The following is a 15,672-nucleotide window of genomic DNA, read 5'->3' as shown; positions in this document are numbered from 1 at the left end:
CCCCGGTAAGACTTGTTGACCAGCCCGAGGAGACGTCATGCCAGTGATCACCGAAATCGAGGACCTCAAGCGCATCTACAAGCGGCGCGTGCCCAAGATGTTCTACGATTATTGCGAGAGCGGAAGCTGGACCGAACAGACCTTCCGGGACAACTGCACCGATTTCGACCTGATCCGACTGCGCCAGAGGGTCGCCGTCGACATGCAGGGCCGCTCCACCGCCAGCACGATGATCGGCGAGGATGTTTCGATGCCCGTCGCCCTCGCCCCCGTCGGCATGACGGGAATGCAGCGCGCCGATGGCGAGATCCATGCCGCCCGCGCGGCCGAGAAATTCGGCGTCCCCTTCACCCTCTCGACCATGTCGATCTGCTCCATCGAGGATGTCGCCGCCCATACGAGCAAGCCCTTCTGGTTCCAGCTCTACGTCATGCGGGACGAAGATTTCGTGGACCGCATGCTCCAACGCGCCAAGGATGCGGGCTGCTCGGCGCTGGTGCTTACGCTCGATCTGCAGATCCTGGGCCAGCGTCACAAGGATCTCAAGAACGGCCTGTCGGCCCCCCCCAAGCTGACGCCCAGCGTGATGGCCGATCTTGCGACCAAGTGGGGCTGGGGCATGGACATGCTGCGCACCAAGCGACGCGATTTCGGCAATATCGTCGGCCATGCCAAGGGGGTGAGCAACGTCAACTCGCTGATGGCCTGGACCGCGCAGCAGTTCGACCCGCAGCTCGACTGGGAAAAGGTGCGGCGCATCAAGGAAAAATGGGGCGGCAAGCTGATCCTGAAGGGCATACTCGACGCCGAGGATGCGCGCATGGCGCTCGATGTCGGTGCCGATGCGATCATCGTGTCGAACCATGGCGGGCGGCAGCTCGACGGCGCGCTCAGCTCGATCAGGATGCTGCCGCAGATCGTCTCGGCCGTCGGCGACGATGTCGAGATCCATGTCGATGGCGGCATCCGCTCGGGCCAGGACGTGCTGAAAGCGCTCGCGATGGGGGCGCAAGGAACCTATATCGGCCGCGCTTTCATCTACGGTCTCGGCGCGATGGGCGAGGCGGGCGTGACCCGCGCACTCGAGGTGATCCACCGCGAGCTCGACCTGTCGATGGCACTGTGCGGGCGCAAGTCGGTCGAAGGGCTCGACCGCGACGTGCTGCTGGTCGACGAGGCCTTCCACCGCTGGGCCTCGCGCGCCTGACCGAAGGCCGCGGGCGCCGGCCTTCCGGCCGCGGCGGCCATGGATCGGGGGGCGGCCGCGACATGGTATGGGCGCTCGCGGGCCTTCGCGATTCGCCTTTGCAAACCCGCGATTTTGCCCTATACGCACGCGCTCATGGACGGACACCCTTGGAGGCCGTCCTTTATCGCAGTTTTCAGGAGAATAACCATGGCTGGCCAAACACCAGACATCGAGGCGCTGGCACGGACGGGGACAGGCAAGGGGGCCGCCCGTCAAGCTCGCCGCGACGGGCTCGTGCCCGGCGTCGTCTACGGAGGCGGCGAAGAGCCCGTCTCGATCAACCTGCCCTATAACGAGCTGGTCAAGAAACTGAAGGCCGGGCGCTTCCTCAGCACCCTCTTCAACCTCAAGGTCGAAGGCCAGGAAGACGTCCGCGTCATCTGCCGCAGCGTCCAGCGCGATGTGGTCAAGGACTTGCCGACCCATGTCGACTTCATGCGCCTGCGCCGCACCAGCCGCGTCAGCCTCTTCATCCCCGTCGAGATCGAGGGCGAGGAAGAAGCCCCCGGCATCAAGAAGGGCGGCGTTCTGACCATGGTGCGTCCCGAGGTCGAGCTGCGCTGCACCGCCGGCGACATCCCCGAGAAGATCACCGCCTCGGTGGCCGATCTCGAGATCGGCGACACGCTGACGATCTCCATGGTGGACCTGCCCAAGGGCACCCGCGCCACGATCGACCGCGACTTCGTGATCGCGAACATCTCCGCGCCCTCCGGTCTGGTTGCCGCCGCCGATGAGGACGAAGTCGATGCCGACGAGGTTCCGGCGATCGAGGTCGACGGCGACGACGCCTGATCGGCGCGCCGTTCCGCAATCCGCGGAACGGACGTCACGCTTCGAGACGGCGCGCCGCTTTGGCTGGCGCGCCGTTTGCATGTCCGGCGATGGGGCCGCGCCGCGGACTTGGACACGGCACTTTCGGGGGCTATACTTCGCCGGGTCGACACTCCCCGCTCCCCCCCTTAAGGGCCGATCCGCGCATCCGAAGGGCCGCGCAGCCCGCCGCCCAAATCCGGTGATCTCCTGGGCCTTGCGCGCCCTCCCCGATTCCGGCCGTCAACAGAAGAGAGTTCCGCCATGCGCCTATTCGTCGGACTGGGAAACCCGGGTGCGAAATATGCCGGCAACCGGCACAATATCGGCTTCATGGCGGTCGAACGGATCGCCGAGGATCACGGGTTCTCCGCCTGGCGTTCCAAGTTCCAGGGGCTGATCAGCGAAGGACAGCTCGGCGGCGAGAAGGTGCTTCTGCTCAAGCCGGGCAGCTTCATGAACCTGTCTGGGCAACCTGCGGGCGAGGCCGCCCGTTTTCACAAGCTCACTGCCGCCGACATAAGTGTCTTCCACGACGAGCTGGACCTCGCACCGGGCAAGCTCAAGCTCAAGGCGGGTGGAGGCCATGCCGGGCACAATGGTCTGCGCTCGCTGCACCAGCATATCGGTCCGGACTACCAACGTATCAGGATGGGCATCGGCCATCCGGGTCACAAGGACGCGGTTTCGGGCTACGTGCTGCGCGATTTCGCGAAAGCCGAGCAGGACTGGCTCGAGCGGATGCTCGCGGGCCTCTCCGACGGTGCGCCCGTCCTTGCCGCCGGCGACGGTCCCGGCTTCCTGAATGCCGTCGCGAAGCACCTCTCGCCCCCGCGCTCGGGCGGCGGGACCTTGGGGCCGAAGGGCAGCAAGACCGCGCGTCCCGCGGCCGCGGCGCCCGCCACCGCCCCGCCCCCGCGCGATGAGCATCCCCCCGCCGATGACACGCGGAGCCCTATGCAAAAGCTCGTCGATCGGTTCAAGTAACCGCGAAACATGAACGAAGGGGACGCATCCGATGAAACGCGATGATCCGGTCAACGTTCTCGGGGGACCGCTCGCGCCCTGTTCGCATGAGCCATTGACCGGCTTCTTCCGAGACGGCTCGTGCAATACCTGCGCAGAGGATGCGGGAAGCCATACCGTCTGTGCCGTGATGACCGACGAGTTTCTCGCCTACTCGAAATATCTGGGCAACGACCTGAGCACGCCGCGACCGGAATTCGGCTTCTCGGGGCTGAAGGCGGGTGATCGCTGGTGCCTGTGCGCGGCGCGGTTCATGCAAGCGCATGACGAGGGCGTATCGCCCCGGATCATGCTCGAGGCCTGCCATGTCAATGCCCTGCGCGTCGTCCCCCTTGCCCTGCTCAAGGCGCGTTCCGTGCCGAAGGGCGGCTGCTGATCGCGGATCGGGATCGCCGTGCAGTCACCCTTTGCCGCAATGTAGAAAAGGGTGCCCGGCCAAGCCGGACACCCCCCCCTTTGGGCCCGCCCCTAACGGGGGCGGGACGCTCGATCGCGCTTACTTGTTGGTGAAGCTCAGAACGACCGGCTGACCGTCGGCCATGGCCGGGACGTCGACATCGGTCATGCCTTCGCCGAACTCATACATGTCGTTGCCATTCGTTTCGGTATGCAGCATCGCGACGTAGCTCGTGCCCTTCTCGAAGGGTGCATCGATCGTCACGGTGACATCTTCGGAGATGCCGGCATCGACCGAGGTATGGCCAAGCGCACCGGGGACCACGGGCTCACCGTTCTCGACGGCATGCACCACGAGATAGCCGTTCTGGCTGGCATGGACCTGCGAGAAGGTCGCCTTGTTGCCGGAGATGCGGATCTGCTCGGACGTGACCGAGGGCATCATCATCGAGTGATCGACGCCATCGGCATCGACGGACATGTTGGTGTCCATGTCCATGTCGCCGTCCTTGGACATACCGTCATGGTCCTTCATCTGCCCGTCGTCGGAGGATTCGTTCTCGGACATGCCGTTGTCGAGACCCTGGGCAACGTCATCGGCATCGCGGTCCGCTTCGTTGTTGTTCTGATCGGCAGCGGAGCCCGAAAGCATGGCCTTGCTGACGATGAACTCTCGCGTGACGGCGTTGTCGCCCGACATGGTCGGGGTATCGACATCGGTGGAGCCTTCGCCGAAGTCATAGCTGTCATTGCCGTTGGTTTCGTCGTGCATCATGGCGACATAGGTCGTGTCGGCTTCGAATTCCTCGCCGATGTCGATCCGGACCTCGTCATTCGTTCCGGCTTCGAGCATCGCATGGCCCAGCGAGCCCGGAACAACGGCTTCGCCGTTTTCGGTCGCATGGATCACCAGGTAGCCCTTGTTCGGGGCTTCGATGTTCTGGAACCGGACGGTGGAACCCTTGAAGCTTGCACCATCGGTGTTGATCATCGTCTGCGCCGAGGCGGCGCTGGCGGTCAGGGCGGCAAGGATTGCGGTCGCGGTTGTGAAACGGGTCATTATATGAACCTCCAAGTGTCAGTTGACACCACAACACGGATCGCGCCGTCCGGTTGCATGCAGCAGATCATGCTTGCGTGATATTGCCGATACCCGTGCCATCGGAACCGGCGCGGGCATCGGTATGGGCGGACCTACGCCACCAGACTACATCTCGCCCGCCTCCCCGCCTTAGGCGCCCTCGTCGGGCGCCCTCGTCGGGCGCCTGCCCCTCGATACACAGGCTTTCGGCGGTCAGCCGTTCATGTCGATTCCAAGCGCCTTCGCAACCGTGAAGATGTCCTTGTCCCCGCGCCCGCACATGTTCATGCAAATGATGTGATCGCGCGGCAGCTCGGGGGCGATCTTGGTCACATGGGCAAGTGCGTGGCTGGGCTCGAGCGCCGGGATGATCCCCTCCATGGCGCAGCATAGCTGGAACGCCTCGAGTGCCTCGGCATCGGTGATCGCCACGTATTCGGCCCGGCCGATATCGTGGAGCCACGAATGCTCCGGTCCGATCCCCGGATAGTCGAGCCCCGCCGAGATCGAGAAGCCCTCGAGGATCTGCCCGTCATCGTCCTGCAGCAGGTAGGTCCTGTTGCCATGCAGCACGCCGGGCCGCCCGCCGGTCAGCGAGGCGCAATGCTGCATCTCGACATCGACCCCCTTGCCGCCCGCCTCGACGCCGATGATCTGCACATCCTTGTCATCGAGGAAGGGATAGAAGAGCCCCATCGCGTTCGAGCCGCCACCGATGGCCGCCACCAGCGTATCGGGCAGGCGCCCCTCGGCGGCCTGCATCTGCTCCTTGGCCTCCTTGCCGATGATCGCCTGGAAGTCGCGGACCATCGCAGGATAGGGATGCGGCCCGGCCACCGTGCCGATGCAGTAGAACGTGTCGCGCACATTCGTCACCCAGTCGCGCAGCGCGTCGTTCATCGCGTCCTTGAGCGTGCCGCGCCCCGAGGTCACCGGGACCACCTCGGCCCCCAGAAGGCGCATGCGGAAGACGTTGGGTGCCTGCCGTTCGACATCGTGTGCGCCCATGTAGACGACGCATTGCAGGCCGAACTTGGCGCAGACCGTCGCCGTCGCCACGCCGTGCTGCCCTGCTCCCGTCTCGGCGATAATGCGCTTCTTGCCCATCCGCCGCGCGAGGATGATCTGTCCCAGCACGTTGTTGATCTTGTGCGCGCCGGTATGGTTCAGCTCATCGCGCTTGAGATAGACCTTCGCGCCGCCCAGATGCTCCGTGAGGCGCTCGGCAAAATAGAGCGGGCTGGGCCGGCCGACGTAATGGGTCCACAGATCCTGCATCTCGTCCCAGAAGGACTGGTCGGTCTTGGCATGCTCGTATTGCCGCTCCAGCTCGAGGATCAGCGGCATCAGGGTCTCGCTGACGAAGCGCCCCCCGAAATCGCCGAACCGTCCGTTCTCGTCCGGACCGGTCATGAAGCTGTTGAACAATTCATCCGGCATGGGGCCTGTCTCCTCGGGATGCGGGCATCTGGGGTCGCCTTGCTGATCTATCCTCAGCGGCAGGTCCGGTAAAGGGCCGCTCAGCCCTCAAGGGTCCTGCTGGCCGCGCTTGGCTCGCCACCAGCGCAGCAGAGCCCGCTGCCGCCGCCGACCATAAATCAGCGATGCGTTTACCGCGGGACGCAGCGCCGGCAGGTCGATCGCCAGCAGGAGGAAGCCGAGTGGGAACATCCACAGCCCGAAGACCGGAAGGATCGCCGCGAAGCTGCCCAGGACCAGAAGGCCGGCCAGCGGAATGCGCAGCCAACGCGCCCGGTCACGCAGGACCGGCTCGATGATCCGGCGCAGGCGCGGATCGCTGGAGCTGAACGCGTCGATCTGCCGGCGCAGGCGGGCCTTCTCGCGGTCCGCGGGAGAGCGCCGCGCGAAGCGTCCGCCGATGCCGCGCCCGCCCGGTCCCTGCCCCGGCGCGGCCTTCGGCGGGTGATCGGCGGTCACGACCGTGCCGCCGTGCAGAAGGCCGCCATTTTCGACGCATCCTTAAGGCCGGGCGAGGCTTCGACACCCGAGGAGACATCCACCTGCGCCGCGCCGGTCAGGCGAATTGCCTGGGCGACATTTTGCGCCGTGAGCCCACCGGCCAGCATCCACGGTACCGGCCAGCGGCGGCCGGCGATCAGGCGCCAGTCGAAAGCCAGCCCGTTGCCGCCGGGAAGCGCGGAGGAGACCGGGGGTTTCGCATCGATCAGAAGCTGGTCGGCCACGCGGCCGTAATCGGCGATCGCGAGCAGATCCGCCTCATCCGCGATACCCACGGCCTTCATCATCGGCAAGCCGACCCTGTCGCGGATCTCGGCGACACGCTCCGGGCTTTCCTTGCCGTGAAGTTGCAGCATGTCGAGCGGGACATCCGCCATGATCGCATCGAGTGCCGCGTCATCCGGATCGACCACGAGGCCGACCTTGCACACCCCCGGCGGCACGGAGGCGGCGAGGAAGGCGGCATCCCCGATCGCGAGGTTGCGCGGCGAGCGCTCGAAGAACACGAAACCGAGATAGCCCGCCCCCGCCAGAAGCGCGGCGGGGATGTCGGCACTTTCGGTCAGGCCACAGATCTTGATACGGATGTCATTCATCCCGCCGATCTAATGCGGGGTGCGGCCATCCTCAAGGAGCGCCAGCACATCATCGCCGCCATTATGGCGCCTGGGCGTTCCGCGGGCAACATTGCGCTCCAGCTCGCGGCGCTTCTTGGCCTCGTGGCGGGCGGTGCTGCGATGTTTGTGCTCACGCAGCCACTCCCAGACGAACCCGATCAGCAGGCCCAGCGTGAGACCGGCGAGGATCACCATGAAGAGCGGAAGGGTGATCTGCCAGGACCAGCCGAGGAAGCCGGCCATGCTTTCGGGCAGCACCCGCAGCGTCACCGGGGAGCGGTTGGCGAAAGCCACCGTGACAAGAAGGATGGCGAGGATCGCCACGACGGCAAGACGGAGATAGCGCATGTTCGGTTTATTCCTCGTTCAGGCGGTCGCGCAGAAGCTTGCCGGTCTTGAAGAACGGCACGTGCTTTTCCTCGACCTGAACCGATTCGCCGGTCCTTGGGTTCCGGCCCACACGTGCATCACGCTTCTTGACCGAGAATGCCCCGAACCCGCGCAACTCGACCCGGTCACCCCGGGCCATTGTATTGATGATTTCCTCGAAGATGGTGTTCACGATCCGCTCGACATCCCGCTGGTAGAGATGCGGATTCTCATCCGCGATTTTCTGGATCAGTTCGGACCGGATCATCAGCCAGCTCCCCTTGATCTGTGTTATTTTTACGACGACTTCGCGTTTCGTTTGGCTTGAGCAAACTATAGGGCGAAATTGCGCGATGGGAAACAGAAGCCGCAGCACTTCATGCGAAATCCTCCTCCTAATGTTCTGAAATAAGGCAAGGTTTCGCGCGGTTGCCGCGAGGGCGGCAACAGCCCCTGCCCTTCGCGGGCGACATTGGCCGCGCCGCGTGCGGCCCGTCCCGGCGCCCGGGCCACCTTCCGCGCCGCGCAAGCCGTCCGGCCTCATCGCGGACAGCCCGCGCGCGAACGAAAGCGCCCCGCATCCTTCGATGCGGGGCGCTGTCTTGCCGTCATCCTTGCTGGTGCCGACCGCGCCGCGCGGACGGCACCGTTGCAAGGGTATCAGTCGTCGCCCTTGAGCGCGGCGCCGAGGATGTCGCCAAGCGACGCACCCGAATCGGAGGAGCCATACTGCTCGACCGCTTCCTTCTCTTCGGCGATCTCGCGTGCCTTGATCGACAGGCCGAGACGACGGGACTTCTGATCGACATTGGTGACCCGCACGTCGATCTTGTCGCCGACCGTGAAGCGCTCGGGGCGCTGCTCGGAGCGGTCACGGCTGAGGTCGGAGCGGCGGATGAAGGACTTGGCGCCCTCGTATTCCACCTCGATCCCGCCATCCTCGATCGCCGTCACCTCGACGGTGATGATCGAGCCGCGCTTCACGCCCTCGGTTGCACCGGTGAAGCTGTCGTCGAGCGCCTTGATGCTCAGCGAGATACGCTCCTTGTCGACATCGGTCTCGGTGACCACGGCCTGGACGGTATCGCCCTTCTGATAGGACTGGATCGCCTCTTCGCCGCGCTGGTCCCAGCTGAGATCGGAGAGGTGGACCATGCCGTCGATATCGCCCTCGAGGCCGACGAACAGACCGAATTCGGTGATGTTCTTGACCTCGCCCTCGACCTGCGTGCCCTCGGGATGGGTCTCGGCGAAGACTTCCCACGGGTTGCGCATGGTCTGCTTGAGGCCAAGCGAGACGCGGCGCTTCTGGGTGTCGATCTCCAGCACCATGACCTCGACCTCCTGGGAGGTGGAGACGATCTTGCCGGGATGGACGTTCTTCTTGGTCCAGGACATCTCGGAGACGTGCACGAGGCCCTCGACGCCGGGCTCCAGCTCGACGAACGCACCGTAATCGGTGATGTTCGTGACACGGCCCTTGTGGACCGAATCCAGCGGGAACTTCGACTCGACCGTATCCCACGGATCGTCCTGCAGCTGCTTCATGCCGAGGCTGATACGGTGGGTGTCCTTGTTGATCTTGATGACCTGCACCTTCACCGTCTCGCCGATCGCGAGGATCTCGGAGGGGTGGTTGACGCGGCGCCATGCCATGTCGGTCACGTGCAGCAGACCATCGACACCGCCCAGATCGACGAAGGCGCCGTATTCGGTGATGTTCTTGACCACGCCGTCGACGGCCATGCCCTCATGCAGCTTGCCGATGACCTCGGCGCGCTGCTCGGCGCGGCTTTCCTCGAGGATCGCGCGGCGCGAGACGACGATGTTGCCGCGGCGGCGGTCCATCTTGAGGATCTGGAACGGCTGCTTGAGGCCCATGAGCGGGCCGGCATCGCGCACCGGGCGCACATCGACCTGGGAGCCGGGCAGGAAGGCCACGGCGCCGCCGAGATCGACGGTGAAGCCGCCCTTGACGCGGCCGAAGATCGCGCCTTCGACGCGGTTCTCGTCGGCATAGGCCTTCTCGAGGCGGTCCCAGGCCGCTTCGCGGCGGGCCATCTCGCGGGAGATCACGGCTTCGCCGCGGGCGTTCTCGACCTGGCGGAGATAGACTTCGACCTCGTCGCCGACCTCGATCTCGGGAGCTTCGCCCGGATTGGCGAATTCCTTCAGGTCGACACGGCCTTCCATCTTGTAGCCCACGTCGATGATGGCCTGGCCGGCCTCGACCGCGATGACGCGGCCCTTGACGACGGAGCCCTCGTCGGGCGTATCGATTTCGAAGCTTTCGTTCAGGAGGGCTTCGAATTCCTCCATGGATGTATTAGCGCTCATAAGCGTAGGATTTCCTTCGGTTTTCGCTTTTCACTGGCCAAGCGGTTGTCTCCGCCGGTCTTGGGTTTGGTCAGTGGCGGATGACGGGCAAATGGCACAAGGCAAAAGGGCCGGATCGCGTCCAGCCCTGCCCCGCACCTCTGCCGCGCCGCTTTGTCCCGCCGCGTCGACAGCGTCCGTATAGGCCGCACAAGTGCATATGGCAAGGTGCGCCCGGTGCACGCGGCGCACCGAAACGGCGCCTCTTTCGCGAGGCGCGCGGCGGCGCACGCGCCGAATCGCGGCAATCGTGCTAGGCTCGAACACGCAGCCGGCCCGCGATGTCCCCCGGGCCCTGCCCGTTCAAGGAACCTGACGCGGGGACGATGCCCGCATCGCGGCGGCGCCCAGCGCGGCGCGCGGCGGCGGCGGGCGCCGGAGGGATGCTCGCCATGGATCACGGGAACTTTCGCCGCATTGCCGCCTTTGCCGCGCTGAGCGCCGCGCTCTGGACACCGGGCGCCGCGCATTCCGCCCCCTTTGACGCGGTGCAGAGCCGCTTTTGCCATGATCTGGTGAATGCGCAACTTCCGCCCGGCGTGCCGGGTCCGCGCTTCCTTCCGCGCGTCGACTACCCCGCGCCCTCCGCCGGCACCGCATCCGAGCCGCGTCCCTGGGAGCAGATCGACTTCGTCGTGGAGCCCGATCGCTTTCTCCTTTCGCTCTTGGATCATGTGCTCGAGGGCATGGACCGGACCCGCTGGAATTTGCGGGAGAACACCCATCGCGACTGGTATCACGCGCCCTGGATGTGCGTGGGAGAGTACGGCCGAGAGCCTCTGAACGGCCTGACGCGCGAGCGCAGCTCGCGCGCCTTCGAGCTTGGCCCGTTGCAGCATGAGGAGGTGCAGAACTGGGCCGTGAGCTTCTTCAACCGGCCCGGCGCCACGACCCTGGCCCGCGTCTGGGGCGATGGCAGCCAAGCACCCGATGTGACGGTCATCGATTTCCCGGTCGGCACGGTGATCGCCAAACCGCTCTACAGCGAGGCCACCGCACAAGAGGCCCCTTTTCTCGAAGGGGCTCCGACGATCCGTGCCATGATCCATGACGACATGACACTTTCCGGCAAGCCGGTCTCCGCGGCACGGACCTTTGCCGGGCATGACAAGACGCTCGCGCTGCGCCTTGCCGTGCTCAACCTGCTGCAATTCGACATCGCCGTGCGCCTGCCCGCCGCGCTGATCACGGCCCGCACCGGGATGCAGACCTCGAGCGGCTGGATCTACGGCACCCTCGTCATGGATGCCTCCGCCGGGCATGCTCCGGGCTGGGACAGCCTGCGGCCCCTCGGCCTCACCTGGGGCAACGAGATCGAGCAGAGCGTCTTCGCCGCCGGGAGCCTGATGCTCGAGGACAAGAGCGGCGATCCTCGCCCTTACGGTTACGAGGGACGGATGAACGGGCCTGTCGACAATCCCGACAGCTCCTGCCTGTCCTGTCATGGCAACGCGCAGTTCGACAGGATCACCCCCGACCGAAGCATTCCCTGGCCGCAAAAAGGGCTCTCGGCGGAGCAGACGGCCTGCTATTTCCGCAACCTCGCACCGGGCACGCCCTTCGGCACGCCGCCCGGTTCGGACGTTCCGTGCGGCACCCGCAGCCCGCGCCACGTCGCCACCGGCACCTCCCTGCAGGTGGCGATGGGGCTGATCAGCTATTGCACGCAAACGCGCGATCCCGGTTATACCGCGCGCAACGGCCTGCTCGACCCCGAGGGTCATGCCGCCCTTTGCGCCCCGGAGCTGCTGCGCCGCCCGGATTGGCCCGGCGGCCTGGAGGCGGAGTTCGGGCGCCTCGGTCCGCCGGTGGTCGCCGGGATTCCTTCCGGGCTCGAATTGCCGGCATCGCCCGAGGAGGTGTCGCAGCTGCAGGGCTACCTGCGGCGCAAGTTCGTTCCCCTGACACGCGAGGGCCCCGTGCCTGAAGAGCGCACGCCTGAAGAGAACACGCCTGAGCAACCCGCGCTTGGGGAGCCCGTGCGTTAGGCTTCTCGCGGATGGTCCGGCGGCAGCGGCCCTTCGCGCCCTGCCGCCGGACCCTTGGCATCACGCTGCCCGTATGGCCTCGGCAAAGGCATCCGTCACCGCTTCGATATCGCTCTCACCGGTATTCCATTGCAATTGCAGGCAGAAAGAATTCGCAGCGTAATCCTCGGCGCCCGGGCAACAGACCGTGCGGTAGTCGTAGGCGACCGACGCACCGTATTGTCCGCGGCGTTCAAGCTCTTGCGCGGCAAGCTCGGCCGGCCAGAGCGGCATGGCATCGCCGGGGGCCGTGTCCGCGTTGAAGAAGGCCTTCCGCATGAAGACCCCGCTGCGATAGATGAGATCGCTATAGGTCCCGCCGAGCCGGAGCCGCGCCCCCTCGCCCAGCGCCCCCCGCACATGCGACAGGATATCCCTCTTGCGCTCCGCCTCGACCGCCTCCAGGCGGAACATCACCATGAAATAGGTCGCGAAGGCACCGGCCAGATGCGGCTGTGGCGTCACCCCTTCGATCTGCGCCAGCCGCGCATCGGCAAGCTGACCGATGGCGTTGCGCGCCTGCGCGATCCTGTCCAGCTCCTGAAGCTGTGCCGACAGCATCGCACCATCGATCAGGCTCGCCCGGTAGTTCAGCCCCGATCCCTGGTAGGAACTCTCGGGCTGGCCCAGCCTGTCGCGATGCTTGTCGGCAAAGAGCATGCAAGGCGCGCGGTGATCGGCATCGCGCAGCACCACGAAACCGCCCTCCCCGCAGGTCAGATGCTTCCAGGTGTTCAGGCTGAAGCATCCCGCGTCGCCGAAACTGCCCAAGGGGCGGCCATTCAGTGTCGCGCCCAGCGCCTGGGCGCAATCCTCGATGACGCGGATCGGATGGCCGTGGCGGGCCTGGGCCGCGCGGCAGACCTCGATGATGCCCTCGATATCGACGGGCGTGCCGGACAGATGCACGGCGATTACCGCGCGGGTGCGTTCGGTGATCGCATCGGCGACGGTCTGCGGCGTGAGGAGCCCCCTTCGCGGATCGAGATCGGCGAAGACGGGGATGGCGTTCTGGAAGATCACCGGCATGATGCTGCCCATGTCGGTGATCGGCGGCACGATGACCTCCGCCCCAGCGGGGATGCCCAGCCCGCCAAGCGCGACATGGATACTGGCCGTCCCGGATGAGGTGGGCACCACGCAGCGCGGGCTTTCGCCCTCCTGCGCGAAATCGGTGCCGATCTGTTCCAGGGCGCCGCGCAGCGGATCGGCCCAGATCGTTCCAAAGGCGTAGGGCCACAGCGAATCGCCGCGGAGCACCTCACCGAGGGCCGCGATTTCCGAATTGTCGAATCTTGGCATGAAAATCTCCCGTAGAAGGGATTGGTGGCACGGCGCGTGACCTGCGTGCCGTCAAATATCCTGCGTCCTGAATGCGGCAATGGTCCGCCCTGACGCTTCTCATGTCAAATGCGGTCTTTTCGAAACGCGGCGCGGGCGCTTCCGGCGAGGACCGCGCGAACGGCCTGGCGGGGCCCGGCGCCTGATGCTCCGGGTCCCGCCGGGAAAGCATGTCAGTCATCGGAGGGCGTGTCGGCCTTGGCCGGTTCGGCAATCAGCATGATCTGGGAGACCGTGAGGGTGCCGCATTGCTCCTCGGTGACGCCGGCGCTGCGCTCGAGCTGGGTGCAATCGCGCACCACGGGCGTCGTCATGGAGATGACGGGACGCGGGTAGAGCGACTGGGCGCTCACCGCGGTGCCGGTGGCCAGGATCGCGATGATGGCGGTGGTGATGATGCGTGTGGTCATTGTTCCATCTTCCTGTTGGGGCATCGGTCCTCTCCCGCCTGTCCGATGCCGTGACGCTCGTTGCGGGATGCCACCACCATGCGCCCCCGCAGCGAATGGCGCGTGAGTGGCGCGTGAATCTCCGATGAAAATTGCGCGAAATATTCGATGAAATGGCGTTCCATGCGTGAAACCTTGCTTATTTGGCAAGCATGACCAATAATCGGCACGGGCGCTCTATAAGTCCCACAAGCATTTCATCGGCGGGGTGACGGCATGTTGACCCTCTATGGTATTGGCAATTTCGAACTTCTCGATCGAGACGGGCAAGGGCGCGCGCCCAGAGGCATGAAGGCGCGGGGCCTGATCGTTCTGCTTGCCACCGCACCGGGCCACAGCCGCACGCGCGCGTGGCTGCAATCGCGGCTCTGGAGCGACCGCGCGCCGCGGCAGGCGGCGGCCAGCCTGCGCCAGGCGCTCAGCGATATCAGGCGCGAGCTCGGCCCGGCCCGCGCAGCCCTGCGCGCGGACCGCGAGAGCGTCGCGCTCGATCCTCGCCTGCTCAGCCTCAGGCTGGAGCCGCCACCGGGCCGCTCGACCGGCCTGCAGGATCGCGAGGCCTTCGAGGATATCGACATTCCCGATCCCGTATTCGAGGACACGATACGCGACATCCGCGCACGTATCGCCGCGATGCCGGCCGAAACGGCAGAGCGACCGGACCGAAGGGGGCTGATGGAACGCCCGGAGCCCGCGCCGCATGGCCGGGACGCGCCCCCTTGGGCCATCGCGCCCGGGCGTGCACGCCCCGGTGCCTCTCCATCACGGTCCCATGTCGCGCGGGTTCCCGCGACACGCGCGCCCCTGCCCCGCCCCCTGCTTCTCGTCACGGAACGGGCGGGAAGCGATCCGCATTCGATCGCGGCCCTGTGGACGCTGCGCGAGGTCGTGCTGACGGCGCTGCGCGAGCATGGCGCGATCGATATCGTCTCTGGCGGGTCGCTGGACGATGTCGCCGGGCGCGGCGGGGCGGCCGGGATACTGACGCTGAACCTGCGGGCGATCCTCGACAATTCCGAGATCTGCCTGCGCGCCGATATCGAGGAGCTGCGGGGGCACAAGATGGTCTGGTCGGGGCAGACGCTGCTCGCGCCGGAGGACGGCCATGACCGCGCCGCGCCGCCTCTCGACATTCTGGCGCGGCGAATCATCGAAGAGCTTCTGGGGGGCTTCGGCGCGGCCGCCGGGGCCACGGCGCAGGAGATTGCCGCCGTGCTGTCGCACCGTGCCGTCACTGCATTCTTCAGGCTCGACCGCGAGGAGATGCGCCATGCCGATCGCCTTCTGAGCCGGGGCTTCGAGCTGGAGCCGTGCGGTCAGTATCTTGCCCTGCGGGCCCTATTGCGCAACCTCGCGTCCTTTCAGCACCGAAGCACGGACTTCCTGCATGATCGGATCACCGCCAACCGCCTTCTGCATCAGGCCCTGCGTCACAGCCCGGCCAATTCCCTGGTGCAGGCCGTCGCCTCGCAGCTCGAATATATCGACGGGCTGCACGGTGCGCTGCCGGAGCGGCTCGCACGCAGCAGCGTCGAGACCGATCCCTCGAACCCCTTCTGCTGGGCTTTCCTGTCGAACGCCCTCGCCCCCACGCATTCGCAAGAAGGCTATGCCGCGGCGGTGCGGGCGGTCTCGATCGCGCGGGCCGCACCCCACCGCTACTTCTTCGAGCATTTCGCCTGCATGTCGGCGGCCGCAATCGGGGCCTATGGCACGGCGAGGCAGCATGCCGGAATGGCCCTGCGCATCAAGCCCGATTTCGTATCGACCCGCCGCTACGAGGTCGCACTGGCCCTGCATTCGGGCGACGAGGGCGGCGCGGCCATGGCGATCGCCGCGCTGCGCCGGGAGGAGCCCGACTTCACCCCGTCCCTGCTGCGCGATCCTTCCTACCCGGTGGTCACGATGCAGAAGCTGCCGCTGATCGACGCCATCGGCTGAGCCGGGC

16 protein-coding genes are annotated in these 15,672 nt (G+C 66.1%); 6 read left to right on the top strand and 10 right to left on the bottom strand.

The genetic code is table 11. The features are described 5' to 3' along the window. The first annotated feature begins 37 nt into the window (after positions 1–37). The 4 genes from PMES_RS07060 (at position 38) to PMES_RS07045 (ending at position 3,464) form a co-directional block, all read left to right on the top strand. Positions 38–1,207: an alpha-hydroxy acid oxidase gene (locus PMES_RS07060; RefSeq protein WP_159964874.1), complete on the top strand. Its 1,170-nt coding sequence runs from the start codon at positions 38–40 to the stop codon at positions 1,205–1,207. A 189-nt stretch (positions 1,208–1,396) separates the two neighbouring features. Then, complete coding sequence (locus PMES_RS07055) at positions 1,397–2,044, top strand: 50S ribosomal protein L25/general stress protein Ctc (RefSeq protein WP_159964873.1); 648 nt, start codon at positions 1,397–1,399, stop codon at positions 2,042–2,044. 282 nt (positions 2,045–2,326) lie between these two features. Next, the gene (pth, locus tag PMES_RS07050; RefSeq protein WP_159964871.1) at positions 2,327–3,049 is read left to right on the top strand and encodes an aminoacyl-tRNA hydrolase; all 723 of its coding nucleotides are present in this window, start codon (positions 2,327–2,329) and stop codon (positions 3,047–3,049) included. A 31-nt stretch (positions 3,050–3,080) separates the two neighbouring features. Next, positions 3,081–3,464, top strand: a complete 384-nt coding sequence (locus PMES_RS07045; protein WP_159964870.1) for a DUF2237 family protein — start codon at positions 3,081–3,083, stop codon at positions 3,462–3,464. A gap of 120 nt (positions 3,465–3,584) precedes the next feature. On the opposite strand, the gene PMES_RS07040 is transcribed toward PMES_RS07045, so the two are convergent. From PMES_RS07040 to rpsA, 7 genes are all read right to left on the bottom strand, one after another. Further along, positions 3,585–4,544: a DUF7282 domain-containing protein gene (locus PMES_RS07040; protein WP_159964868.1), complete on the bottom strand. Its 960-nt coding sequence runs from the start codon at positions 4,542–4,544 to the stop codon at positions 3,585–3,587. 234 nt (positions 4,545–4,778) lie between these two features. Beyond that, positions 4,779–6,005 carry a tryptophan synthase subunit beta gene (gene trpB, locus PMES_RS07035; protein WP_159964867.1) on the bottom strand — a complete coding sequence of 409 codons (1,227 nt, stop codon included), beginning with the start codon at positions 6,003–6,005 and terminating at the stop codon, positions 4,779–4,781. 87 nt (positions 6,006–6,092) lie between these two features. Then, positions 6,093–6,503, bottom strand: a complete 411-nt coding sequence (locus PMES_RS07030) for a tryptophan synthase subunit beta (protein ID WP_236549726.1) — start codon at positions 6,501–6,503, stop codon at positions 6,093–6,095. Beyond that, on the bottom strand, positions 6,500–7,141 hold the full coding sequence (locus tag PMES_RS07025) for a phosphoribosylanthranilate isomerase (protein WP_159964865.1): 642 nt from the start codon (positions 7,139–7,141) through the stop codon (positions 6,500–6,502). The genes PMES_RS07030 and PMES_RS07025 overlap by 4 nt, the downstream gene beginning before the upstream one ends. Positions 7,142–7,150: 9 nt before the next feature. After that, entirely contained in the window at positions 7,151–7,510 is a 360-nt protein-coding gene (locus PMES_RS07020) for a LapA family protein (RefSeq protein ID WP_159964863.1), read from the bottom strand. A 7-nt stretch (positions 7,511–7,517) separates the two neighbouring features. Beyond that, positions 7,518–7,799, bottom strand: a complete 282-nt coding sequence (ihfB, locus tag PMES_RS07015) for an integration host factor subunit beta (protein WP_159964862.1) — start codon at positions 7,797–7,799, stop codon at positions 7,518–7,520. Between the two features lie 392 nt (positions 7,800–8,191). Then, positions 8,192–9,868, bottom strand: coding sequence for a 30S ribosomal protein S1 (gene rpsA, locus PMES_RS07010; RefSeq protein ID WP_159964861.1), 1,677 nt, complete (start codon positions 9,866–9,868; stop codon positions 8,192–8,194). Between the two features lie 431 nt (positions 9,869–10,299). Here rpsA and PMES_RS07005 point away from each other — a divergent pair, with 431 nt between their 5' ends. After that, the gene (locus tag PMES_RS07005) at positions 10,300–11,895 is read left to right on the top strand and encodes a hypothetical protein (protein ID WP_159964859.1); all 1,596 of its coding nucleotides are present in this window, start codon (positions 10,300–10,302) and stop codon (positions 11,893–11,895) included. A 60-nt stretch (positions 11,896–11,955) separates the two neighbouring features. Here the strand turns inward: PMES_RS07005 and PMES_RS07000 are convergent, their stop codons facing one another. The 3 genes from PMES_RS07000 to PMES_RS06990 all read right to left on the bottom strand — a co-directional run bounded on the left by PMES_RS07000 (position 11,956) and on the right by PMES_RS06990 (position 13,849). Continuing rightward, positions 11,956–13,236 carry a DegT/DnrJ/EryC1/StrS family aminotransferase gene (locus tag PMES_RS07000; RefSeq protein WP_159964857.1) on the bottom strand — a complete coding sequence of 427 codons (1,281 nt, stop codon included), beginning with the start codon at positions 13,234–13,236 and terminating at the stop codon, positions 11,956–11,958. A gap of 212 nt (positions 13,237–13,448) precedes the next feature. Further along, the gene (locus tag PMES_RS06995) at positions 13,449–13,685 is read right to left on the bottom strand and encodes a hypothetical protein (protein ID WP_159964856.1); all 237 of its coding nucleotides are present in this window, start codon (positions 13,683–13,685) and stop codon (positions 13,449–13,451) included. After that, positions 13,682–13,849 (bottom strand): hypothetical protein, encoded by a 168-nt coding sequence (locus PMES_RS06990; RefSeq protein WP_159964855.1) that lies wholly within the window; start codon positions 13,847–13,849, stop codon positions 13,682–13,684. Before PMES_RS06990 ends, PMES_RS06995 begins: the two co-directional genes overlap by 4 nt. A 91-nt stretch (positions 13,850–13,940) precedes the next feature. Here PMES_RS06990 and PMES_RS06985 point away from each other — a divergent pair, with 91 nt between their 5' ends. Beyond that, positions 13,941–15,665, top strand: a complete 1,725-nt coding sequence (locus PMES_RS06985; protein WP_159964854.1) for an AfsR/SARP family transcriptional regulator — start codon at positions 13,941–13,943, stop codon at positions 15,663–15,665. Positions 15,666–15,672: the final 7 nt, after the last annotated feature.

The organism is Profundibacterium mesophilum KAUST100406-0324 (genome assembly GCF_009835145.1).
In the GTDB taxonomy this organism is placed as follows: Bacteria; Pseudomonadota; Alphaproteobacteria; order Rhodobacterales; family Rhodobacteraceae; genus Profundibacterium; species Profundibacterium mesophilum.
Note: the sequence above shows the minus strand (reverse complement) of the source record. Positions and strands in the feature narration are given on the sequence as shown.